This is a genomic window from Streptomyces sp. NPDC051133 (genome assembly GCF_040682635.1).
Taxonomy (GTDB): Bacteria; Actinomycetota; Actinomycetes; order Streptomycetales; family Streptomycetaceae; genus Streptomyces.
This window is the reverse complement of record NZ_JBFBBK010000033.1, coordinates 14,713-36,318: the sequence shown is the minus strand read 5'-3', so window position 1 is coordinate 36,318 and position 21,606 is coordinate 14,713. Positions and strand designations below refer to the sequence as shown.

General features: G+C 72.7%; 23 protein-coding genes and 1 pseudogene. 12 read left to right on the top strand and 12 right to left on the bottom strand.

Features of this window, described 5'->3' with window-relative positions; translation table 11 throughout:
* Nucleotides 1–102 precede the first annotated feature (102 nt).
* On the top strand, nt 103–429 hold the full coding sequence (locus AB0N17_RS29690) for a nuclear transport factor 2 family protein (protein WP_366014619.1): 327 nt from the start codon (nt 103–105) through the stop codon (nt 427–429).
* Between the two features lie 41 nt (nt 430–470).
* On the opposite strand, the pseudogene AB0N17_RS29685 reads toward AB0N17_RS29690, so the two are convergent.
* Nucleotides 471–692 (bottom strand): annotated as a pseudogene (locus AB0N17_RS29685) (hypothetical protein); the annotation flags it as partial.
* Between the two features lie 109 nt (nt 693–801).
* On the opposite strand from AB0N17_RS29685, the gene AB0N17_RS29680 reads away from it, so the two are divergent.
* Nucleotides 802–2,007 (top strand): serine hydrolase, encoded by a 1,206-nt coding sequence (locus AB0N17_RS29680; RefSeq protein WP_366014618.1) that lies wholly within the window; start codon nt 802–804, stop codon nt 2,005–2,007.
* Nucleotides 2,008–2,226: 219 nt separating this feature from the next.
* Here the strand turns inward: AB0N17_RS29680 and AB0N17_RS29675 are convergent, their stop codons facing one another.
* Entirely contained in the window at nt 2,227–2,985 is a 759-nt protein-coding gene (locus AB0N17_RS29675) for an SDR family oxidoreductase (protein ID WP_366014617.1), read from the bottom strand.
* Between the two features lie 56 nt (nt 2,986–3,041).
* Nucleotides 3,042–4,091: a Gfo/Idh/MocA family oxidoreductase gene (locus AB0N17_RS29670; protein WP_366014616.1), complete on the bottom strand. Its 1,050-nt coding sequence runs from the start codon at nt 4,089–4,091 to the stop codon at nt 3,042–3,044.
* A 110-nt stretch (nt 4,092–4,201) separates the two neighbouring features.
* Between AB0N17_RS29670 and AB0N17_RS29665 the strand changes: the two genes are divergently transcribed.
* From AB0N17_RS29665 to AB0N17_RS29650, 4 genes are all read left to right on the top strand, one after another.
* A complete protein-coding gene (locus tag AB0N17_RS29665) occupies nt 4,202–5,509 on the top strand; it encodes a multidrug effflux MFS transporter (RefSeq protein ID WP_366014615.1) in 1,308 nt (435 codons plus the stop codon).
* Nucleotides 5,449–6,630, top strand: a complete 1,182-nt coding sequence (locus tag AB0N17_RS29660; protein WP_366014614.1) for a serine hydrolase domain-containing protein — start codon at nt 5,449–5,451, stop codon at nt 6,628–6,630. Before AB0N17_RS29665 ends, AB0N17_RS29660 begins: the two co-directional genes overlap by 61 nt.
* A 59-nt stretch (nt 6,631–6,689) precedes the next feature.
* On the top strand, nt 6,690–7,667 hold the full coding sequence (locus AB0N17_RS29655; RefSeq protein ID WP_366014613.1) for a small ribosomal subunit Rsm22 family protein: 978 nt from the start codon (nt 6,690–6,692) through the stop codon (nt 7,665–7,667).
* 139 nt (nt 7,668–7,806) lie between these two features.
* Nucleotides 7,807–8,544: a bifunctional DNA primase/polymerase gene (locus AB0N17_RS29650; protein ID WP_366014612.1), complete on the top strand. Its 738-nt coding sequence runs from the start codon at nt 7,807–7,809 to the stop codon at nt 8,542–8,544.
* A 106-nt stretch (nt 8,545–8,650) separates the two neighbouring features.
* Here the strand turns inward: AB0N17_RS29650 and AB0N17_RS29645 are convergent, their stop codons facing one another.
* From AB0N17_RS29645 to efeO, 4 genes are read right to left on the bottom strand one after another with little or no spacing between them, the layout of a single operon-like run.
* A complete protein-coding gene (locus AB0N17_RS29645) occupies nt 8,651–9,643 on the bottom strand; it encodes a hypothetical protein (protein ID WP_366014611.1) in 993 nt (330 codons plus the stop codon).
* The gene (gene efeU / locus AB0N17_RS29640; RefSeq protein WP_366014610.1) at nt 9,603–10,475 is read right to left on the bottom strand and encodes an iron uptake transporter permease EfeU; all 873 of its coding nucleotides are present in this window, start codon (nt 10,473–10,475) and stop codon (nt 9,603–9,605) included. Before efeU ends, AB0N17_RS29645 begins: the two co-directional genes overlap by 41 nt.
* A gap of 3 nt (nt 10,476–10,478) precedes the next feature.
* The gene (efeB, locus tag AB0N17_RS29635; protein WP_366014609.1) at nt 10,479–11,732 is read right to left on the bottom strand and encodes an iron uptake transporter deferrochelatase/peroxidase subunit; all 1,254 of its coding nucleotides are present in this window, start codon (nt 11,730–11,732) and stop codon (nt 10,479–10,481) included.
* Nucleotides 11,733–11,734: 2 nt separating this feature from the next.
* Nucleotides 11,735–12,871, bottom strand: coding sequence for an iron uptake system protein EfeO (efeO, locus tag AB0N17_RS29630; protein ID WP_366014608.1), 1,137 nt, complete (start codon nt 12,869–12,871; stop codon nt 11,735–11,737).
* Between the two features lie 509 nt (nt 12,872–13,380).
* Here efeO and AB0N17_RS29625 point away from each other — a divergent pair.
* Nucleotides 13,381–14,025, top strand: coding sequence for a PhzF family phenazine biosynthesis protein (locus AB0N17_RS29625; protein ID WP_366014607.1), 645 nt, complete (start codon nt 13,381–13,383; stop codon nt 14,023–14,025).
* Between the two features lie 25 nt (nt 14,026–14,050).
* Here AB0N17_RS29625 and AB0N17_RS29620 read toward each other — a convergent pair whose 3' ends face one another.
* Complete coding sequence (locus AB0N17_RS29620; RefSeq protein ID WP_366014606.1) at nt 14,051–14,698, bottom strand: biliverdin-producing heme oxygenase; 648 nt, start codon at nt 14,696–14,698, stop codon at nt 14,051–14,053.
* Nucleotides 14,699–14,875: 177 nt separating this feature from the next.
* Nucleotides 14,876–15,733 carry a type I methionyl aminopeptidase gene (gene map, locus AB0N17_RS29615; RefSeq protein WP_366014605.1) on the bottom strand — a complete coding sequence of 286 codons (858 nt, stop codon included), beginning with the start codon at nt 15,731–15,733 and terminating at the stop codon, nt 14,876–14,878.
* A 58-nt stretch (nt 15,734–15,791) separates the two neighbouring features.
* On the opposite strand from map, the gene AB0N17_RS29610 reads away from it, so the two are divergent.
* Nucleotides 15,792–16,028: a hypothetical protein gene (locus AB0N17_RS29610; RefSeq protein ID WP_366014604.1), complete on the top strand. Its 237-nt coding sequence runs from the start codon at nt 15,792–15,794 to the stop codon at nt 16,026–16,028.
* A 7-nt stretch (nt 16,029–16,035) separates the two neighbouring features.
* Here AB0N17_RS29610 and AB0N17_RS29605 read toward each other — a convergent pair whose 3' ends face one another.
* On the bottom strand, nt 16,036–17,304 hold the full coding sequence (locus AB0N17_RS29605; protein WP_366014602.1) for an MFS transporter: 1,269 nt from the start codon (nt 17,302–17,304) through the stop codon (nt 16,036–16,038).
* Nucleotides 17,305–17,361: 57 nt separating this feature from the next.
* Entirely contained in the window at nt 17,362–17,958 is a 597-nt protein-coding gene (locus AB0N17_RS29600; protein WP_366014601.1) for a hypothetical protein, read from the bottom strand.
* A 117-nt stretch (nt 17,959–18,075) separates the two neighbouring features.
* Here AB0N17_RS29600 and AB0N17_RS29595 point away from each other — a divergent pair, with 117 nt between their 5' ends.
* The 3 genes from AB0N17_RS29595 to AB0N17_RS29585 all read left to right on the top strand — a co-directional run bounded on the left by AB0N17_RS29595 (nt 18,076) and on the right by AB0N17_RS29585 (nt 20,155).
* A complete protein-coding gene (locus AB0N17_RS29595) occupies nt 18,076–19,149 on the top strand; it encodes a sialidase family protein (RefSeq protein ID WP_366014600.1) in 1,074 nt (357 codons plus the stop codon).
* Between the two features lie 37 nt (nt 19,150–19,186).
* Nucleotides 19,187–19,900, top strand: coding sequence for an NADPH-dependent F420 reductase (npdG, locus tag AB0N17_RS29590; RefSeq protein ID WP_366014599.1), 714 nt, complete (start codon nt 19,187–19,189; stop codon nt 19,898–19,900).
* A 63-nt stretch (nt 19,901–19,963) separates the two neighbouring features.
* Nucleotides 19,964–20,155: a hypothetical protein gene (locus AB0N17_RS29585; RefSeq protein WP_366014598.1), complete on the top strand. Its 192-nt coding sequence runs from the start codon at nt 19,964–19,966 to the stop codon at nt 20,153–20,155.
* On the opposite strand, the gene AB0N17_RS29580 is transcribed toward AB0N17_RS29585, so the two are convergent.
* Nucleotides 20,145–20,945 carry a site-2 protease family protein gene (locus AB0N17_RS29580; RefSeq protein WP_366014597.1) on the bottom strand — a complete coding sequence of 267 codons (801 nt, stop codon included), beginning with the start codon at nt 20,943–20,945 and terminating at the stop codon, nt 20,145–20,147. The two genes, AB0N17_RS29585 and AB0N17_RS29580, sit on opposite strands and share 11 nt — an antisense overlap.
* A 108-nt stretch (nt 20,946–21,053) precedes the next feature.
* Between AB0N17_RS29580 and AB0N17_RS29575 the strand changes: the two genes are divergently transcribed.
* Nucleotides 21,054–21,602 (top strand): DUF6578 domain-containing protein, encoded by a 549-nt coding sequence (locus AB0N17_RS29575; RefSeq protein WP_366014595.1) that lies wholly within the window; start codon nt 21,054–21,056, stop codon nt 21,600–21,602.
* Nucleotides 21,603–21,606 lie beyond the last annotated feature (4 nt).

The window sequence follows — 21,606 nt, the reverse complement described above, 5'->3', positions numbered from 1 at the left end:
AGGTCCCTCCCGCGTTTCCACCGTCGCACCTCTCACACCGCCGGGCGCGTCCTGGATGGCGTTCGGGTGGCGGGGCCGGGGGAGCGGTGTGAGCCTGACGCCATGACGATTCAGCCAGCCAAGCTCAGCGAACCGGCCGTCCGCGCCTTCGTGAACGCGGTCAACTCCCATGACCGCGACGGCTTCATGTCCCTCCTGACGCCGGGCGCGACCATGTCCGACGACGGCCAGGACCGTGACCTCGCCGAGTGGATCGACCAGGAGATCTTCTCCTCCCACGGCCATCTGGACGTCGACAACGAGTCCGACGGCGGCCGAGCCCTCCTCGCCCACTACCGCAACGACACCTGGGGCGAGATGCGCACCAGGTGGCGCTTCGAGATCGACGACGAGGGACGGATCTCGCGGTTCGAGACCGGGCAGGCCTGACGGCCGCCCCCGCGGTCTGTCGGCGCGCGTGCCGGACTCCGTCACGTACCCGAGGAGTTGACCCCCGCGTACGGCCGGCCGCCCCGCTCGGTCAGGGTGATCCGCCCCGCCTCGATGGTGGCCGGGCGCGGCGCGCGGCGGCCGATCGAGGAGTCGTGGGTGACCATGACGAAGGGCGGCCCGTGCTCCCGCCACAGACCCTCCAGCAGGGCCATGATGTCGTCGCGGGTGCCCTCGTCGAGGTTGCCGGTGGGTTCGTCGGCGAACCTGAGAAAGCGGCGGAACTCATCGGATTTTCATAACGCGGCAAATTCCCGGCCGTCGTGGCCCACGTCGCGGAAACCGCTGCTCGGCGCGGTGTACGGTCCCGGGGTGCGCGAATGTTCCCGGCTCAGCCGGCGTGCCGTCCTCGGACTGACGGCCGCCGCCCTTCCCCTGTCCACGGCCACCGAGGCCTCCGCCGCCACGGTCGTCGGAGGCGAACGGCTCGCCCGGGGCGGTGTCCAGGTGAGCGGTGCCACCGGGCTGCCCAAGAAGCTCGACGCCCGCGCGTGGCTCGTCGCCGACGGTGAGAGCGGCGAGGTGCTGGCCTCGTTCAACGCGCACCGGCGGCTCGCGCCCGCCTCCACACTGAAGATGCTGTTCGCGGACACGGTGCTGAAGAAGTTCGACCGCACCGAGCGCTACACGGTCAAGGATGCCGATATTTCGGATGTTCCGTCCGGTTCCAGTCTGGTCGGCATCAAGCCCGGCATCACGTACACCGTCGAGCAGTTGTGGCAGGGCGTGTTCCTGCGCTCCGGCAACGACGCCGTGCACGTGCTCTCCCACATGAACGGCGGCATCGCGAAGACGGTCGCCGAGATGCAGGCCAAGGCCGCGGACCTGCAGGCCCTGGACACCCATGTGGTCAGCCCCGACGGCTTCGACCACAAGGGGCAGATCTCCTCGGCGTACGACCTCACGCTGTTCGCCCGCCACGGCCTGAAGGACGCCGACTTCCGCGGCTACTGCGGCACGCGGACCGCCGACTTCCCGGCGGGCGGCAAGAAGACCTTCCAGATCCAGAACACCGACCGCCTGCTGACCGGGGCGTGGGGCCTGAAGACGTACGACGGCCTGATCGGCGTGAAGAACGGCTACACCAGCAACGCGGGCAACACCTTCACCGGCGCGGCCAGCCGGGGCGGGCGCACCCTGCTGGTCACCGTGATGCACCCGGTCGCCGGCAGCAACGCCGTCTACGAACAGACCGCCGCGCTCCTCGACTGGGGTTTCGGACGCGGGCGCACGGCTCAGGCGGTCGGCACGCTGGTCGAACCGCTCAGCGAGGGCGGGGCGAGCGCGAGTCCGGCGCCGGGGGAGCGGACGACGGCGCGCGCCGCGGCCGGCGCACCCGGCTCGGCGCCCCGCGGCCCCTCGGCCGGGCGGCTGGTGGAGGGTGCGGCGGGTACGGCCCTGCTGCTGGGAGCGGCCGGGGCCTGGGCGCTGAAGCGGCGGCGCAGGGTGACGGCCACGGAACCCCAGGCGGAGGCGGCGGCGGAACCGGCGGAGGCGGGCGGCAGGCACCGCCGTTGAGCTGTGCGGCGGCCGTTCCCTCGACCGGTGTGTACCCCGCGGGCACGCGCGAGGTCCACCCCCAACTCCGGTCCGGTGGAACGGCCGCCGCTTCCCCCCTCGGTATGGCTCCGGAATCCACGTGCTCCAACTGTGAAGCTCTCGTGGAGGAAAGTTGAGCATACGTGCTCGACCGGCCGCAATACCGCGGACGTTGAAATTCCGTTTGTGGAAGTGGAGTCAGCCCCGCCCGACGTACGGCATCGTCGTCGCCAGTACCGTCGCGAACTGCACGTTCGCCTCCAGCGGCAGCTCCGCCATGTGCCGCACGGTGCGTGCCACGTCGGCCACGTCCATCACCGGTTCCGGGGCTACTTCCCCGTTCGCCTGGAGTGCGCCGGTCTGCATCCGGGCCGTCATGTCGGTGGCCGCGTTGCCGATGTCGATCTGCCCGACCGCGATCCGGTACGGCCGCCCGTCCAGCGACAGCGACTTGGTCAGGCCGGTCAGCGCGTGCTTGGTCGCGGTGTAGGCGACCGAGAGCGGGCGGGGCGTGTGCGCCGAGATGGAGCCGTTGTTGATGATCCGGCCGCCCTGCGGATCCTGCTCCTTCATCCTCCGGTACGCGGCCTGCGCGCACAGGAAGGCGCCGTTGAGGTTCGTGTCCACCACGTGCCGCCACGCGTCGTAGGACAACTCCTCGACGGGGACGCCGCCCGGCCCGAAGGTGCCCGCGTTGTTGAACAGCAGGTCCACCCGGCCGAACCGCTCCACGGCCGCCGTGAACAGCGCGTCCACCTCCTCGGGCCGGGACACGTCCGTGCGCACGGCGAGCCCGGTGCCCTCCGGCACCAGCGCCACAGTCTCCTCCAGCGTCCCGGTCCGCCGGCCCGCCAGCGTCACCGACCAGCCGTGGCGCAGCAGCTCCACGGCGACGGCCCGGCCGATGCCGGAACCGGCGCCGGTCACCACCGCGATCTTCGATTGCCTGTCAGTCATGGCTCCGCAGCGTAGGCGCAGAGTCCGCCATGCGGAATCAGGTGTCCGCCATACGGCTATCCGGCGACGGTTGCCAGAGCCTCACCGGAAGCCGCCCGCCCGGCCGGCGCGCTCTCCCCGGGATACCGCACCCCGATCCGCTCCCGTACCGCGTCCAGCGTGCGCATCACCGCGAGGGTGCCCTCCAGCGGCACCAGCGGCGACTCCTTCTCGCCCGCCCGCAGCGCCCGCATGACCTCCACCGCCTCGTGCCGCAGGCTGGTGCGCGGCCCGTCGGCGGGGTCGGCGGTGAACTCCCGCGGGTCACGGCCGTCGCGGTGCAGCACGAAACGCTCGGGATGGAAGAAGCCCCCCGGCACGTCGATCCGGCCGCGGGAGCCGGTCACCGAGGCGGTGCCGCCCGTACCGCCCACGATCGAACAGTGCAGGGACGCCAGCGCACCGCTCTCCCAGGACAGCGTCACGCCCGTCTGCAGGTCGACGCCCTCCGCCGAGAGCAGCGCGCTCGCGGCGACCCCGTCCGGCTCCCCGAGCAGCAGCTGCGCGAACGACACCGGGTACACCCCGAGATCCAGCAGCGCCCCGCCCCCCAGCGCCGGATCCCGCAGCCGGTGCGCCGGCGGGAACGGCCCGGCCAGCCCGAAGTCCGCCTGCACGGTGCGCACCTCGCCGATCGCCCCGCCGGCCACCAGCTCCCGCAGCCGCCGCACCAGCGGATTGCAGTACATCCACATCGCCTCCATCAGGAAGCGGTCGTGCTCGCGGGCCAGCGCGACGAGTTCCTCCGCCTCGCGCAGGTTCAGCGTGAACGGCTTCTCGCACAGCACGTTCCGCCCCGCCTCCAGGCACAGCCCGACCGCCGGCCGGTGCGCCACGTGCGGGGCGGCCACGTACACGACATCGATGTCCGGGTCGGCCGCCAGCGACGCCCAGTCGCCGTACGCCCGCTCCACCCCGAACCGCTCGGCGAACGCCTCCGCCGACTCCCGGCTGCGCGAGGCCACCGCCGTGATCTCCGCATCCGGCAGATCGACCAGGTCCGCCGCGAACGCCGCCGCGATCCCGCCCGTCGCCAGGATCCCCCACCGCACGTTCCGCTCCGCCATCGCCCCGCCCTCGTTCAACTGTGCCTCGGCAGTGTGTACGAGCTGAGAGCATAGGTGCCGGCCGGGCCCGACAGGCGGTTTCAGGCAGGGGAAGACAAGGGAGGGGACGCATGCACGAGCACGCGGCGGCACCGACACCTCGCGCGGAGCCGGCGGCCGCCTCCACCCGGTCACGGGCCACCGGACGCCCGCCCACCGGCCCGCTCGTCACCTTCCTCCTCGGCGGCCTCACCGCCACCACCCCGCTCGCGATGGACATGTACCTGCCGTCGCTGCCCGAGGTCACCCGCTCCCTGCACGCGCCCGCCGTCACCGTCCAGCTCACCCTCACCGCCTGCATGGCCGGCCTCGCGCTGGGACAGCTGGTCGTGGGCCCGATGAGCGACCGCTGGGGACGCCGCCGCCCGCTGCTCGCCGGCATCGCCGGCTACCTCCTCGCCACCGCCCTGTGCGCCCTCGCCCCGAACGTCGAGACCCTGATCGCCTTCCGGCTCGTGCAGGGGCTCGCCGGGTCCGCCGGCGTGGTCATCGCCCGGGCCGTCGTACGCGACCTGTACGACGGCGTGGCCATGGCCCGCTTCTTCTCCACCCTGATGCTGATATCCGGGGCCGCCCCGATCGTGGCGCCGCTGATCGGCGGGCAGATCCTGCGGGTGACCGACTGGCGGGGCGTGTTCGTCGTGCTCACGGTGGTCGGCGTGCTGCTCGGCGTCCTCGTCCGGCTGCGGCTGCCCGAGACCCTGCCCCCGGCCGAGCGGCACCGCGGCGGCGTGGGGGAGGCCCTCCGCTCGATGCGCGGCCTCCTCGCCGACCTGCCCTTCACCGGCTACATGCTCGCCGGCGGCTTCGCCTTCGCCGCGCTGTTCGCCTACGTGAGCGCGTCCCCGTTCGTGATCCAGGAGATCTACGGCGCCTCCCCGCAGACCTTCAGCCTGCTGTTCGGCCTGAACTCCGTCGGCCTGGTGGCCGCCGGGCAGATCAACGGCAAGGTGCTCGTCGGCCGGGTCAGCCTGGACAAGGTCCTCGCCACCGGCCTCACGGTGATCGTGCTCGCCGCGACCGCCCTGCTGCTGATCGCCACCGGCGCCCTCGGCGACGTCGGCCTCGTCCCCGTCGCCGCCGCCCTCTTCGTCCTGATGTCCGCCATGGGCATCACCCTGCCCAACGCCCAGTCCCTCGCCCTGCTGCGCACCCGGCACGCCGCCGGCGCCGCCTCCGCGCTGCTCGGCACCTCCTCCTTCCTCGTCGGCGCGGTCGCCTCCCCGCTCGTCGGGGTGGCCGGTGAGCACACCGCCGTCCCCATGGCCGTCGTCCAGCTGGCGGGAGCACTGGTCGCGGTGGCCTGCTTCGTGGGAATGTGCCGTCCCTGGCATATGCGGGGGAACACCCGCGCGGGGTCGGAGGGAGACGAGAACTGAGCGCACCGAGACTGCGCGCCGACGCACCGGAACGGGCGGGGCTGGACCCCGCCGCACTCGCGCACCTGGTCGGCGAGGTGCACGCCCTCACCGCCGGAGAACGCCCCTGGGCGGCCGGCGCCGTCGTGCTGGCCGGCCGCGGACCCGTGATCGCCGTGGCCGAGGCCGCGGGCTGGGCCGTGCGCTACTCCGGCTACGACCCCGAGACCGACAACGGTGTCGAACTGCCGTCCGCCGCCCGCGTCCCGGCCGCCCTCGACACACCCTTCGACCTGGCCTCCCTCACCAAGCTGTTCACCGCCGTCGCCGCCGTGCAGCAGATCGAGCGCGGCACCCTCGGCATGGACGCCCGGGTCGGCGACTACCTGCCCGACTTCCACGCCGCGGCCGCCCACGGCATCACCGTGCGACAGCTGCTCACCCACACCTCCGGCCTGCGCCCCGAACTCCCGCTGTACGACTGCCCGGACGACGCCACCCGGCTGGACCTGCTGCGCGCCGAGGCGCCGACGGCCCGGCCGGGCACCCACCTGTACTCGGACCTGAACACGCTCCTGCTCCAGAGCGTGCTGGAGCGCCTCACCGGGCGCGGCCTCGACGTCCTCGTCCAGGACGGCATCACCCGGCCGCTCGGCATGACCTCCACCGCCTTCGGACCGTGCCCGGGCGCCGCGGCCACCGAGGACCAGCGGCAGCCGTGGGCCAAGGCGGACCGGGGGATGCTGCGAGGCGTCGTCCACGACGAGAACGCCTGGGCGCTCGGCGGGGTCGCCGGGCACGCGGGCCTGTTCTCCACCGCGCCCGACCTGGCGGTCTTCTGCCGGGCCCTGCTCGCGGGCGGCTCCTACGGGCCGGCCCGCATCCTCGGCCCCGACTTCGTGGAGCTGCTCCTCACCCCGCCCGGGCTGGGCTTCGCCGTGGACCAGCCGTGGTTCATGGGCGAGCTGGCGGGCCGGGGCGCGGCGGGCCACACCGGGTTCACCGGCACCTCCCTGGTCATCGACCCGGTGACGGACACGTTCCTGGTGCTGCTGGCCAACACCGTCCACCCGAGGCGCCGGCCACCGGACAGCGCCCCGCGGGCGGCACTGGCGACCCACCTGGCCAGGGCGGTGATCTGAGCCCGCGGCGGCCGGCCGGCGGGTCCGGCGGGGGGACCGCCCAGCCATACAATCGGCAGGTGAACGACACCCTCCGGAGCACCCTCGCGGAGCTGCTCGACGGACTCCCGCCCAAGCAGGCCGCCGGAGCGGTGGAGAGGCTGATCGCCAACTACCGCGGCGAGACCCCCACCCACGCCCCCATCCTGCGCGACCGCGCCGACGTCGCCGCCTACGCCGCGTACCGCATGCCCGCCACCTTCGAGGCGGTCCGCTCGGCGCTCGCGGCGTTCGCGGACGCCGTACCCGACTGGTCCCCCGCCGGCCACGTCGACGTCGGCGGCGGCACCGGCGCCGCCACCTGGGCCGTCGAGGCGACCTGGCCCGGCGAGCGCGCCGTCACCGTGCTGGACTGGGCCGAGCCCGCCCTGGCCCTCGGCCGGGAGATCGCCGCGGCCAACCCGGCCCTGAAGGACGCCCGCTGGCAGCGCGCCCGGATCGGCGCCGACCTCACCCTGGAGAGCACCGATCTCGTCACGGTGTCGTACGTCCTCAACGAACTCTCCACGGCCGACCGCACCGCCCTCGTCGACGCCGCCGCCGGCGCCGCCCGGACCGTCGTGATCGTGGAGGCGGGCACCCCGGCCGGCTACGCCCGGGTCATCGAGGCCCGCGACCGCCTGATCCGGGCCGGTTTCCGCGTCGCCGCCCCCTGCCCCCACAGCGCCGCCTGCCCCATCGAACCGGGCAAGGACTGGTGCCACTTCTCCGCCCGGGTCGGCCGCTCCTCCCTGCACCGCCAGGTCAAGGGCGGCTCCCTGGCCTACGAGGACGAGAAGTTCTCCTACGTCGCCGCCACCCGGCTGCCCGCCCGCCCGGCCCCCGCCCGCGTGGTCCGCCGCCCCCAGATCCGCAAGGGGCAGGTCCTCCTCGACCTGTGCGAGAGCGACGAGCGGCTGAGCCGGACGACGGTCACCAAGCGCCACGGCGACCTGTACAAGGCGGCCCGGGACGTCGACTGGGGTGACGCATGGCCACCGGAAGACCCCTCTTCGTGACCGATCGTGACGCTTCGTGACGACGACGTGGCGGTACGGGACGGCTCTCCCGCCCCGCGACCCCCCGAAGCACACGAAGATGGGACGATAGGGCATGCTGTCCGCACACCAGCGAGGCAACAACAGGCCGAGGGGACAGATGAGCGCGACGTTCGGCGGCCGAAGCGGCCGGCAGGGCAAACTCTCCCAGTGGCTGCTGGGGCGCCGTCCGAAGCAGGCCGCCGACCCCGGCGGGCGTGAATCCCTGCTGCTGCTCGCCGCCGCGGCGGGCCTGCCGCTCGCCCCCGCCGCGCACCCCGCGCCCGGCTACCGCTGCTCGTGCGACCGCGTCGGCTGTCCCACCCCGGCCCGGCACCCGGTGTCGTTCGCCTGGCAGACCCAGTCCACCACCGACCGCGCCCAGATCGAGCGCTGGGCCCGGCACCAGCCGCAGGCCAACTTCATCACCGCCACCGGCATGGTCCACGACGTCCTCGACGTCCCCCTGGCGGCCGGCCGGGAGGCCCTGGACCGGCTGCTCGGCGCCGGCGTCGAGGTCGGTCCGGTCGCCGAGAGCGACGACGGGCGCATGCTGTTCTTCACCCTCACCCGCGGCACCCCCGAGGACGAGGACGAGTGGTGGCCCTGCGAGCTGGACTGCCACCCCGAGACCATGGACGAGCACCCCGGCCTGCGCTGGCACTGCCGGGGCTCCTACGTCCTCGTACCGCCCGCCCGGCTGCCCGGCGACGACGACCGGCAGGTGCGCTGGGCGCGCGGCCTCGAGCATCCGCTGCCCGATCCGCTGAGCCTGCTGGAGGTGCTCACCGACGCCTGCGCCCGGCACGCCGGAGCGGGAACCGAGCAGCAGGGCGCGGCCTGGCCCCTGCGGCACTGAGCGCGCCCGCGGCACTGAGCGCGCCCGCGGCACTGAGCGCGCCCGCGGCACCGAGTAAGCCCCCGGCACCGAAAGCGCCCACGGCACGGAACACCGGGGCGCGGGATCACTCGCCCTGGGCGGCGGTCAGTCCCTGGACCTGCCCCACCACCCGCACCTGGCCGCTGCCCACCGGATCCAGCGCGGCCTCGGCGGAGATCGACTCCAGGGTGAGGGACTGCGTCACCTCGCCCTTCGTCAGGGCCTGCACGTCCCTGTTGGGAGCCGGTACGGAGGTGCCCGCGGCGGCGGTCTGCTTCTCGAAGTGGTGCGTGGTGAAGAACACCAGCGCCCCGCCGTCCGCCGTGCGCAGCGCCAGCGGCGCGTAGGCGCCGTGGCCGAGCGGCTCGTCGATGTACTGCCGCACCAGTCCGGGCTTGCTGGCCTGCTTCCTGCGGTCCGCGCGCAGAGCGCTGGTGCTCCCGCCGTCCGCGAAGGTCTTCCCGCCGCTCTTCAGATAGCCGGCGTAGCTCTTGCTCAACGCGTCGGGGCGTACCGCCAGTTGAGCCGAGTCGGCGGGCACGGCCTCGGCGAAGCCGTTCGCGCCGGTCTTGAACTCCGGTACGGCGTCGGGCCGTACCAGCGTCAGGTACGCCACCCGCCACCGCTCACCCAGGCCGTCCCGGGTGAACACCAGCAGCCAGCGGAAGCCGGTGGCCTTGTTCGCCCGGGTGTCGGCGACGAACCAGCGGGGCCAGCCGGCCTTCTCGGGGATCGTGAACTTCGCGTCCGTCAGCTTCAGCGGCGTGTGGTTCGCGTTGCCCGACGGGCTGTTGGCGTGCCCCGCCTTCAGCCGGGCGCGGTCGATGTCGGCGAGCGCACCGGTGACGTAGGGCGCGTCCAGGGAGCTGTCGTAGGCCTTGTCGGCCTTGTTGTAGGCGTCCGTGAACGCGGTGAGCGCCCTGGCGGCCTCGGCGCGGGTGGCGGCGGGGAGCACTTCCCGCTCCCCGTGCACCACCACGCATCCGCTCGCCGTCAGCGACAAAGCGGTCAGCGAGGCCGCTATGAGTGCGTTCCGCTCACGCCCGCGTAGCCTTCGACGGCTGCGTTCCCTGCTCATCAGGCTGCTTCACCTTCCCCTTTCCGGAGGCGAACCCTACCGGGGCGAGGAAGACGGCGAGCGTCGGGACCAAGTACAGCAGCCACACCGTGACCTGGAGCACCGTCGGGTCGGGCTGGAAGTTGAACACGCCCTTCAGCAGCGTGCCGTACCAGCTGTCCGGCGGGATGGTGCCGCTGATGTCGAAGGCCAGGTGCGTCAGGCCCGGCACCCAGTCGGCCTCCTGCAGGTCGTGGAAGCCGTACGCCAGCACGCCCGCCGCGACGACGACCAGCATGCCGCCGGTCCAGGTGAAGAACTTGGCCAGGTTGATCCGCAGCGCGCCCCGGTAGAACAGCCAGCCGAGCAGGACGGCCGTGGCGAGACCCAGCGCCACGCCGACCAGCGGGCGCGGAGTGCCGTCGGACGCCGCGTGCACCGACGCCCACACGAACAGCGCGGTCTCCAGGCCCTCCCGGCCGACGGCGAGGAACGCGGTGGCGACCAGCGCGCCCGTGCCCATGGCGAGGGCCGCGTCCAGCTTGCCGTGCAGCTCCGACCTCAGGTGCCGGGCGGTGCGCCGCATCCAGAACACCATCCAGGTCACCAGCCCGACGGCCACGATCGACAGCGAGCCGCCGAGGGCCTCCTGCGCCTGGAACGTCAGCTCCTGGGAGCCGAATTCGAGGGCGCAGCCGAAGCCCATCGCGATGGCGATCGCGATGCCGATGCCGGTCCAGATCGGCCGCAGGGCGTCCCGGCGGCCGGTCTTGACCAGGTAGGCGATCAGGATGCAGACGACGAGCGACGCCTCCAGGCCCTCGCGCAGGCCGATCAGGTAGTTGGAGAACACGGGCTACGCCTCCTTCGAGAACAGCGTGCGGCCCCACCAGTCGTCCGCGTCCCGGACACCGGGAGGTACCGCGAACACCGCCGAACCCACGTGCTGGATGTATTCGTTGAGCGCGTCGTGCGCGGACAGCCTGCGCTGCAGCGGGATGAACCCGTGGCGCACGTCCCGCTGGTAGGCCAGGAAGAACAGGCCGGCGTCCAGGCGGCCGAGGCCGTCGGTGCCGTCGGTGAAGGAGTAGCCCCGGCGCAGGATCGTGATCCCGTCGTTGGAGTCGGGGTGGGCGAGCCGGACGTGGGCGTCGGGCTTCATCGCCTTCAGGAACGGCTCGTCGCGCTCCTTGGCCTTGCCGACCGGGGCGCCCTCGCGCTTGTCCCGTCCGAACACGTCCTCCTGCTCCTGCAGAGAGGTCCGGTCCCAGGTCTCGATGTTCATCCGGATGCGCCGGGCGACCAGGTACGAGCCACCGGTCATCCAGCCGGGACCGTCCCCGTCGGCGGCCCACACGAACTTGCCCAGGCGGTCCGTCTCCGTCCCCGCGATGTTGCGGGTGCCGTCCTTGAAGCCCATGAGGTTGCGCGGAGTCTGCGCGTCCGGCGTGGTCGACGACGTCTTGCCGAAGCCGAGCTGCGACCAGCGGATGGCGACCTTGCCGAAGCCGATCCGGGCCAGGTTGCGGATGGCGTGCACGGCGATCTGCGGGTCGTCGGCGCAGGCCTGGACGCACAGGTCGCCGCCGGTGCGGGAGCGGTCCAGGTTGTCACCGGGGAACTTGGGCAGGTCGACCAGGGCCGCCGGCCGCTCGTCCTTCAGGCCGAACTTCTCGAACAGCGAGGGCCCGAACCCGATCGTCAGCGTCAGCCGGGACGGCTTGAGCCCGAGCGCCTCGCCGGTGTCGTCCGGCGGGGCCTCGGCGAGCCCGCCGTACGCGCCCTCGCCGACCGGCTTGCCCGCGGCCATCCGCCGGGCCGCCGCGGTCCAGTCCTTGAGCAGCTGGACGAACTCGGCGCGGTCCTCGGTCTTCACGTCGAACGCGGCGAAGTGCAGCCGGTCCTGCACCGGGGTGGCGATGCCGGCCTGGTGGGCGCCGTGGAACTCCACCGCGCCACCCGCCTCGGCGGCCACCGGGTCCACGTCGTCGCCCGCCTTGGCCATGGCCACCGCGCCCCCGGCCGCCGCGGCCCCGAGCGCGAGCCCGGCACCGCCCCAGCCGATCAGCGCCCGGCGCGAGGGACTGCCGCTGCCGTTGGTGTCGGTCATGATCACTTCACCACCGCGGCGGCGAGCTTGGAGAGGGGCTCGGCGAGCGCGTTCACCGCGTCCGAGAGCTCCTTGCGCTGGCCCTTGGTGACCTTGTCGTAGGAGACGAAGTCGTAACCCGTCCTGTCCGAGCGGTACTTGTCGAGCAGCGTGTTCAGCGCGGCGAACTGCTTGTCCAGTTCGCCGGTCAGCGCCGGGTCGTTCTTCGCGGCGACCGGCTTCAGCAGCTCGTACGCCTTCTGCGCGCCCTCGACGTTGCCCTTGAAGTCGACCAGGTCGGTGTGCGCGTAGCGGTCCTCCTCGCCGGTGACCTTGCCGGTGGCGACCTCGTCCAGCAGCTCCTTGGCGCCGTTGGCCATGGAGGTCGGGGTGATCTCGGCCTTGCCGACCCGGCCCTGCCAGTCCTTGAGGTCCTTCACCAGCTGGTCGGCGAGGCCCTTCTCCTCGGCGCCGATCTTCTTGTCCTGCCAGAGGGCCTTCTCCAGCCGGTGCCAGCCGGTCCACTTCTGGCCGCCCTCCAGGCCGTCCTCCCGGACGTCGACCTTCGGGTCGATGTCACCGAAGGACTCGGCGACCGGCTCGGTGCGCTCCCAGCCGAGGCGGGAGAGGCCGTAGGCCTTCTTCGCGGCGTCGAGGTCGCCGGACTTGACCGCCTTCACGAAGGTCTCGACCCGCGGCAGCGTCTCGTCGGCCTGGTCCTGGGCGTACTGCCGGTACTCGGCGACGGCCCGGTCCAGCCTCGGGTCGCGCTTCGCCGCGGTGCCGGAGCCGGTCACGGTCAGCTTCTGCCGGACGCCGTGGCCCTTCATCCCCGGCCGGCAGGCGATCTCGTACGAGCCGGCCTTCACCTCGGCGGTCAGCGTGTACTTGGTGCCGGGCCCGATGTTCTCCTTCTCGGAGACGATCCGGTCGTCCGGGAACAGGATCTCGACCTCGGTCGCCTTGGCGCCCTTGTTCTCTATCTTCAGCGTGACCTGGCCGGCCGGGACCGACGTGGCGGAGGTGTCGCACTTCGAGTCGGCCGCGGTGACCTGGATGGCGTCACCGTCCTTGGCATCGCTCTTCGCGGTGCAGGCCGAGAGGGCGGTCAGAGCCGCCACGGCGGTGGCGGCGGTGACGGTCAGTCGGACGGCTCGCATGCGGGCTCCTGGCGGATCTGGTGTGGTGAGGCTGCCCTAACTTACCTGAGGCTTACCTCACCTATACCCCGGGGGGTGGTGATTCAGGTCTCACGCCGGGTGTGCGGGCTGGGGGGGCGTCGCGATACTGGTCAGTCCCGCCGACGCCCTGGAACTGGAAGAGTTGCGGGCGCTGGCCGCCTACCGCGCGCGCCAGGCCCGGGCCGAGGACGCCGGCGTTCCGCACGACGAGGCCTACCGGCGCGTGTTCGGTGAGGGCGAGGCGTGAGATACGAGGTCATCTGGGAGCCCGGATCTGCTGCGCATCCACGTCGGCGTATACCGGGTGATGTACGAGATCAGTGACCGCCGTGTCCGTGTGACCGTCATCCACCTGGGGCGCGTGCGCTGACCGTTCGGCGCGTCCGGCGCCGCAAGCGTGGCCGCGGCCCGCACGGAGGAGACGCCCCTCACCGGCGGCACCCCCGCCTGGGACGCGCTCGCGCGGGCCGCGATGTTTCAATTTCACGGTGACTGATTACGACGTACTCCGCGTCTTCTGCGGACCGGACGGCGGCTACGGCAACGAACTCGGCGTCGTCCGCGACGGCTCGGTCCTGCCCGAGCGGAGCGACCGGCAGGCGCTGGCCGGCAAGCTCGGCTTCAGCGAGACCGTGTTCGTGGACGATCCCGAGCGCGGTGTCATCGACATCTACACGCCCAGCCTGCGGCTGCCCTTCGCCGGCCACCCCTGCGTCGGCACCGCCTGGCTGCTGGACGTCCCCGAACTGGTCACCCCGGCCGGGGTCGTCGGGACCCGGCTCGACGGCGAGTTCAGCTGGATCGAGGCACGGGCGGAGTGGGCACCGCCCCGCACCCTGCGCCGGTACGCCACCGCCGCCGAGGTCGACGCGCTCGACGTACCCCCGCCCGGCGAGTGGGTCTATGCCTGGGCCTGGGAGGACGAGGCGGCCGGCCGGATCCGCGCCCGCGCCTTCCCCGGCCGGGACGACGGCATCGAGGAGGACGAGGCGACCGGCGCGGCGGCCCTCCTCCTCACCGACCGGCTGGGCCGCGCCCTCAACATCAGGCAGGGCCGGGGCTCCCAGATTCTGACGGCCCCGCAGCCGCACGGCTGGGTGGAGGTCGGCGGACGGGTCGTCCTGGAGCGCTAGGTGCGCCAGGCGCGCTGTGCCGGTTCTAGGCGCTGAGCGGGAACTCCTCGCTCAGGGCCCGGAAGACGTCGGTGTTCAGCGCGAACGCCCGCTTGCACTCCCCGACGACCCGCTGCCTCTCCAGCTCGTCCACCGCTATCGAGTCCAGCAGCTCCCGGTAACCGCGTTTGAACGCGGCCGGGTTGGCGATGCCCTCGAAGACGTAGAAGCGGACGCCGTCGCCCTTCTTCGCGAAGCCCCAGGTCTTCTCCGCCGTGCCCCGGATGATCTGGCCGCCGGACAGGTCGCCCAGATAGCGGGTGTAGTGGTGGGCCACGTAACCGCCGGGCCAGCGCTCGGCGCACTCCCGCACCCGGTCCGCGTACGCCCGGGTGGCGGGCAGGGCGCTCAGGTCCGCCCGCCACCCCGGCCCCCGCAGATGCGCCAGGTCCCGCTCCAGCGCGGGCAGCCGGAACAGCTCCGGCCGCACGAACGGCCCCGCCACCGGATCCGGCGCCAGCCGCCCGGCCGCGCTCTCCAGCGCCTCGTAGACGAACCACAGCTGCTCGGTGTAGCGCGTGTACGCGTCCACGCCCAGCCGGCCGCCGAGCAGGTCGCTCATGAACGTCGAGGTCTCCGCCGCCACGTGCTGCTCGTGGGAGGCGGTGCGGATCAGGGACGAGAACGACTCCATGGGCACTCCTGAACACTCCTCGATACCGACGTCCTGTCGGTAAGTTTACCGACGGGACGTCGGGAAAACATCAGGGGCCGGACCGGGGCAGGAAACCGGAACCGGGCAGGAAACCGGAACCGGGGCAGGAAAAAGGGCCCGCTCTCCGGGGAGAGCGGGCCCGGGCCGGGCGTGGCGTCACGGCAGGGTGAGGATCTCCGCACCCGTCTCCGTCACCACGAGCGTGTGCTCGAACTGCGCGGTCCGCCTGCGGTCCTTCGTCACGACCGTCCAGCCGTCGTCCCACATGTCGTACTCGTGCGTGCCCAGCGTCAGCATCGGCTCGATCGTGAAGGTCATGCCGGGCTGCATGACCGTCGTCGCGTGCGGGCTGTCGTAGTGCGGGATGATCAGGCCCGAGTGGAACGACGAGCTGATGCCGTGACCGGTGAAGTCACGGACGACCCCGTAGCCGAACCGCTTGGCGTAGGACTCGATGACCCGGCCGATGACATTGATCTGCCGGCCCGGCTTGACCGCCTTGATCGCGCGGGTGAGGGACTCCCGGGTCCGCTCCACCAGCAGCCGGGACTCCTCGTCCACGTCACCGACCAGGTAGGTGGCGTTGTTGTCGCCGTGCACCCCGCCGATGTACGCGGTCACGTCCAGGTTGACGATGTCGCCGTCCCTGAGGACCGTCGAGTCCGGGATGCCGTGGCAGATGACCTCGTTGACCGACGTGCACAGCGACTTCGGGAAGCCGCGGTAGCCGAGCGTGGACGGGTAGGCGCCGTGGTCGCACATGTAGTCGTGGGCGACCTTGTCCAGCTCGTCCGTGGTCACACCGGGCGCGATGATCTTCGCGGCCTCCTCCATCGCCTGCGCGGCGATGCGGCCGGCGGTCCGCATCGCCTCGATGGTCTCCGGGGTCTGCACCTCCGGCCCGGTGTACGGCGTCGGCGCGGGCTTGCCGACGTACTCGGGGCGGCGGATGTTTCCGGGTACCGAACGGGTGGGAGACAGCTCCCCTGGGACGAGCAGCGACTGGCCAGACATGCCGACGAGTCTATCGAGCGGACATGGGGGAACATGTCGGTGGCGAGAGGAGCTGCCCATGGCCCTGTTCAAGAAGCGCACCGTCGGCAAGCCGGGCGAGTGGTACTACTGCCTGGAGCACAAGAAGGTCGAGGAGGGCCCTGACTGCCCGGGCAAGGACCGCTTCGGGCCGTACGCCTCCCCGCAGGAGGCCCAGCAGGCGATGGAGACCGCCGCCGAGCGCAACCTCCAGTGGGAGAACGACCCGCGCTGGCACGACGCGCCCGCGGCGGGCGACGGCGACGACGAGGGGTGACGAGCGGTCACACCCGCACGGCGGCGCGCCGCTCGCGCATCCGCACCGCGTGTTCGTCGGTGCGGGCGTCGTACGTCATCAGCCGCGGCAGGCACAGCGCGAGCAGGCCCATCGCGCCCGCGCAGGCCAGTCCGCCGGACCAGACCGAGGCCCGGACCCCGAACCGGGCGGCGAGGCCACCCGCCCGGACCTGGCCCAGCTGGGGGCCGACCGAGTAGGACAGCAGCTCGATCCCGGCGAGCCGGCCGCGCAGCTCGTCCGGGATCGTCTGGTTCCACATCGCGGCCCGGAAGATCCCGCTGACCATGTCGAAGCCGCCGCCGACGGTGAGGAACAGCAGCACCAGCCACACGTTCCCGCACGCTCCGGCCGCCGCCACCGCCAGACCCCACCCCGTTGCCGACAGCACCACCATCAGCCCGTGCCGGTGGACCCGCGAGGTCCAGCCGCCGGTGAGGCTCACCAGCAGGGCCCCGGCCGGGACGGCGGCGTACATCATCCCCAGCGCCCATGCGGCGTGCAGCTCGTCGGCGAGGAAGGGGAGCACCGCCAGCGGCATGGCCAGGAACATCGCCGCGAGGTCGACGGCATAGGTGCCGAGGAGTTCCTTGCGGCTCCAGGCGTACCGGGCGCCCTCCAGGACGGCGTGCAGCGAGGGCTTCGACGCCTCGTGCGAGGCGGGGGAGGGGGCGATCCGCACGAGGTACGCCAGCGAGACGGCGAAGGTCAGCAGGTCGGCGGCGTACGCCCAGCCCAGGCCCGCGTAGGCGACGACCACGCCCGCGACCGCCGGTCCCGCGACTCCGCCGACGGTCCAGCGCAGCGAGTTCAGGGAGGCCGCGGCGGGCATGTCGTCGTGGGCGACGATCCGGGGCCAGAGGGAGTCCAGCGCCGGGCGCTGCACCGAGACCAGGGCGGAGGAGAGGGCGGCGACGGCGTACAGCGGCCACACCGCGGGGTGCGGGAGCAGCGCGTCGAGCAGCAGGGCGGCGCTGAGCAGGCCCTGGCCGGCCTCGGTCCAGACGATCAGCTTCCGCTTGTCCAGGGCGTCGGCGAGGGCACCGCCGTACAGACCGCACACGAGGAGCGGCAGCAGCTCCACCGCACCGATCGCGCCAACCGCCGCCGCGGAGCCGGTGAGGTCCTTCAGCTGGACGGGGAGGGCGACGAAGGTCAGGAAACTGCCGAAGGTGCTGATCAGACCGGACATCCACAGCCGCCGGAAGTCCAGGGACGCCTTCCAGGGCGAGAGGTCGGGGAGAAGGGCTCGGCTCACTGAGGCATGCTCGGCCGCCCGCAGATCACGGGCAACCGGTTTTCCCGCCCCGCGGGATCACCAAGGGGCAGGCGGTGGTGCCGTCAGGGCTTCCGCCAGCCGTGCCAGACGGTCCCGGAAACCCCGGCGGGCCCTCGGGGGGCCCGCGTTCTCTCCTGCCGCCGCGCTGACCAGGTGCTGCACGGTGTCCAGGTCCAGCTCCGCCGCGTCGGGCACGGCCAGCATGTCGTGCGCCATGGCCGCGAGTTCACCGCCGCCCGGGCCCAGAGCCAGGACCGTGGCCCCCGTCCGCCGTGCCGAGTGGACCCGCTCCAGCAGCGCCGCGGGCTCCTCGGGCGCCACGACCAGCAGGGTCTCGCCCCGGCGCGCCGCCTCGATCCGCCCGGGCCCGACCGCCAGATGCGGGGGATCCGAGGGACGCGCGTGATGCCGCACGAGAGTCGGCGCCAGCTCCGGCGTACCCGACCACGCCGCCTCGTCCACCAGGTGCGCGGCCAGATGCCAGGGCTCGTACGCGGGCGTGCCCACCAGCAGCAGCCCGCCCCCGTGCGCCACCACCGACCCGCGCAGCACCCCCGCGAATCTCCGGGTGGCCCCCAGCCACTCCGTTCCGGCCAGCACTTCCCGCAGCAACGCGACCCGTACGGCGTCCATGGGCCCGCATCCTGCCGCAACCGGCCACTTGTGACGTGGAGTTCACCCCGAATTCGCCCGACGTGGGGACAGTCACCGATCCCCGTACGATCCGCGCCCACCGCCGAGGAGCCGCCGATGACCGAGGTCAGCACCCCCTTCCGCGCGGGCCACGAGGGCTACGCGAGCTTCCGCATCCCCGCGGTCGTCGCCACCCGGCGCCCCACCCTCCTCGCCTTCTGCGAGGGCCGCGTCGCCTCCGCGGCCGACCACGGCCACATCGACATCGTGCTGAAGCGGTCCACGGACGGCGGCCGCACCTGGGGTCCGCTCCAGGTCGCCGCGAGCAACGGGACGAACCTCGCCGGCAACCCCGCCCCCGTCGTCCTCGACACCGGCCGGATCCTGCTCGTCCACGTCCGGGCCGCCGCCTCCGCCACCGAGGCCGCCATCCTGCGCGGCCAGGTCAAGGACGCCGACGGCCGCCGGGTCTGGGTCCAGCACAGCGACGACGACGGCCGCACCTGGTCCCGGCCCAAGGAGATCACCGCGCAGGTGCGGAAACCCGGCTGGCGCTGGTACGCCACCACCCCCGGGCACGCCCTCCAGCTCAGCGGCGGCCGGGTCCTCGTCCCCGCCAACCACACCCTGCCGCCCACCGGCACCGACACCGGCGCCGAGGCCAGGTACAACAGCGGGCACCGCCTGCTCAGCGACGACCGCGGCGAGAGCTGGTACCTCGGCTACCTCGACGAGAACACCGACGGGTACATCAACGTCAACGAGACCACGGCCGCCGAACTCCCCGACGGCCGCGTCTACTTCAACACCCGCAACGACTCGCCCGCCCCCGGCAACCGCGCCGACGCCCACTCCGGGGACGGCGGCAGGACCCTCGTCAAACGCTTCCGCCCCCAGGCCGGCCTCACCGCCCCCGTCTGCGAGGCCTCCGTCCTGCAGCTCCGCGACCCCGACCTGCTCCTGTTCTCCGCCCCCGCCGACCCCGCCTACCGCGCCCTGATGACGATCCGCGCCTCCGCCGACGGCGGCACGACCTGGCGCACGGCCCTCACCGTCGACGGGCTGCCCGCCGCCTACTCCGACCTGGTCCGCGTCGACACGGACACGGTCGGACTCCTCTACGAGACCGGCGACTTCGGCGCCTACGAGACGATCACCTTCCGCCGGTTGCCGGTCCACCTGCTCACCTGACCCGGTGCCGCCCCGGACACGGACGTAGAGTCGCCCCATGACCTCTACCGACAGCGCACAGACCCCTGCCAAGGCCCCCGCCAAGGACCCCTGGGACCTGCCCGACGTCTCCGGGTACGTCGTCGGCGTGCTCGGCGGCACGGGACCGCAGGGCAAGGGCCTCGCCTACCGGCTCGCCCGGGCCGGCCAGAAGGTGATCATCGGCTCCCGGGCCGCCGAGCGGGCCCGGGCCGCCGCCGAGGAACTCGGCCACGGCGTCGAGGGCGCCGACAACGCCGAGACCGCCCGCCGCAGCGACATCGTGATCGTCGCCGTACCGTGGGACGGCCACGGCGACACGCTGAAGTCGCTGCGCGGGGAACTGGCCGGCAAGCTCGTCGTGGACTGCGTCAACCCGCTCGGCTTCGACAAGAAGGGCGCCTACGCGCTCAAGCCCGAGGAGGGCAGCGCCGCCGAGCAGGCCGCCGCCCTGCTGCCGGACTCCCGGGTCGCCGCCGCCTTCCACCACCTGTCGGCCGTGCTGCTCCAGGACCCCGCGATCGAGCAGATCGACACCGATGTGATGGTGCTCGGCGAGGAGCGCGCCGACGTCGAGATCGTGCAGGCCCTCGCCGGGCGCATCCCCGGCATGCGGGGGATCTTCGCGGGCCGGCTGCGGGGCGCCCACCAGGTCGAGTCGCTGGTCGCCAACCTGATCGCCGTCAACCGCCGGTACAAGGCACACGCCGGGCTGCGCCTGACCGACGTGTGAGCCGCCCCGGCCGATGGGGGACACTGGTCGCCGTAGCAGTGTCCCCCGCAAGGAGCCGACCCCATGCCCCGCATCGCCCTCTACACCCTGGCCGTCTGCGCACTCTCCGTGGCCGCGGCCGTCGTCTCCTTCGCCCAGGGCAGCTGGCTGGGGATCGTCTGGGTGCTGCTGGCGGGCCTGTCGTCGAACATGACCTGGTACTACGTGAAGCGCGGCCGGGCCGCCGGCGGGCGGGACACCTCGGTCACGGGCTGATCGTGCAGATCTCCGGGGTGCCCTTCCAGAACTGGTAGAGCGCGTGGCCGCAGGCCTGTGAGAAGTCGTCCACGCCGAGGGCCCGGAGGATCGCATCGATCCCGTCGAAGAAGACCACGTTGACCGACGGCAGCCACAGCAGCGCGAACACGAACAGCAGCCCGAACGGCGCGAACGGCTCCACCTGCCGCTTCACGCCGTACGACAGCCACGGCTCGATCACCCCGTAGCCGTCCAGCCCCGGCACCGGCAGGAAGTTCAGGATCGCCGCCGTCACCTGCAGCAGGGCCAGGAACGCCAGCGCGTTGCGGAAGCCGCCCGGCACCCCGTCCAGGGCGTGCAGCCAGAAGGGCGCCGTGCACACCGCCGCGAACAGGACGTTCGTCAGCGGGCCCGCCGCCGAGATCAGGCTGTGCCGCCAGCGGCCCCTGATGCGGTTCCGCTCGATGAACACAGCGCCGCCCGGCAGACCGATCCCGCCCATGATCAGGAACAGCACCGGGAGCACGATGCTCAGCAGGGCGTGCGTGTACTTCAGCGGGTTCAGCGTGAGGTAGCCCTTCGCGCCGACCGTGATGTCACCGCTGTGCAGGGCCGTGCGCGCGTGCGCGTACTCGTGCAGACACAGGGAGACGAGCCAGGCCGCCGTCACGAACAGGAACACCGCGAGGCCCGGCTGCGCGGCGAACCCGGTCCAGGTGGCCCAGCCGGTCACCGCGGTCACGGCCAGGATGCCCACGAACACGGGGCTGACCCTCCGGTCGCCGTGACGGGTGGTGGCGGTGGTCATGGACGTACTCCTGTGCGGCCGGGGACGGTCGGGAGTGCGACCGTACCGGCCGCGGACTCCTGGGGGAAACGTCTCGCGATCGCCGTTCGGTTCCTGGAAGCTGGGGGCATGCCACTGATGAGGGTGTTCTACGAGGACTGGCAGATGGGCTGTTGCGGAACACCGTTCACGGTGGGTGACGAGGTGGCCTGGAAGCTGGTCGCCTACCCCGAGGAGGACCGGCGGGAGAACGACGGGTACGGCGCGGAGGCGTGGGTGGAGAACCACGGCGGTCCCGACCGCCCCACCGCCGGCCGGGTCCGCGCCGTCGACCTGGTCCACGAGGAGTACAGCTTCCACGTGCCCGCCTCCGCTCCGGAACCGGTGCAGCTGGAGGAGGGGCTGGCTTTCCGGGGCACGGGGCGCACCCTCGAAGCGGTACCGGGGACCGTCACGCTGGAGCCCGTCGAGAGCTGCCCGAAGTGGTTCGAGGAGGTGGACCGCGGCACGGTGGACGGCCTGGGCCGGGTCCGCCGCACCTGCGGAGCCCTCGTCACCCTGGACGCGCCGGACACCGCACACGTCCTGCGGATCTCCCACCTCCCCGACGACATGGACGACCCCGACGACCCGGACGACCCCGGCGCCACGCCGGACGAACCCGGTGACCGCCCCTGACGGC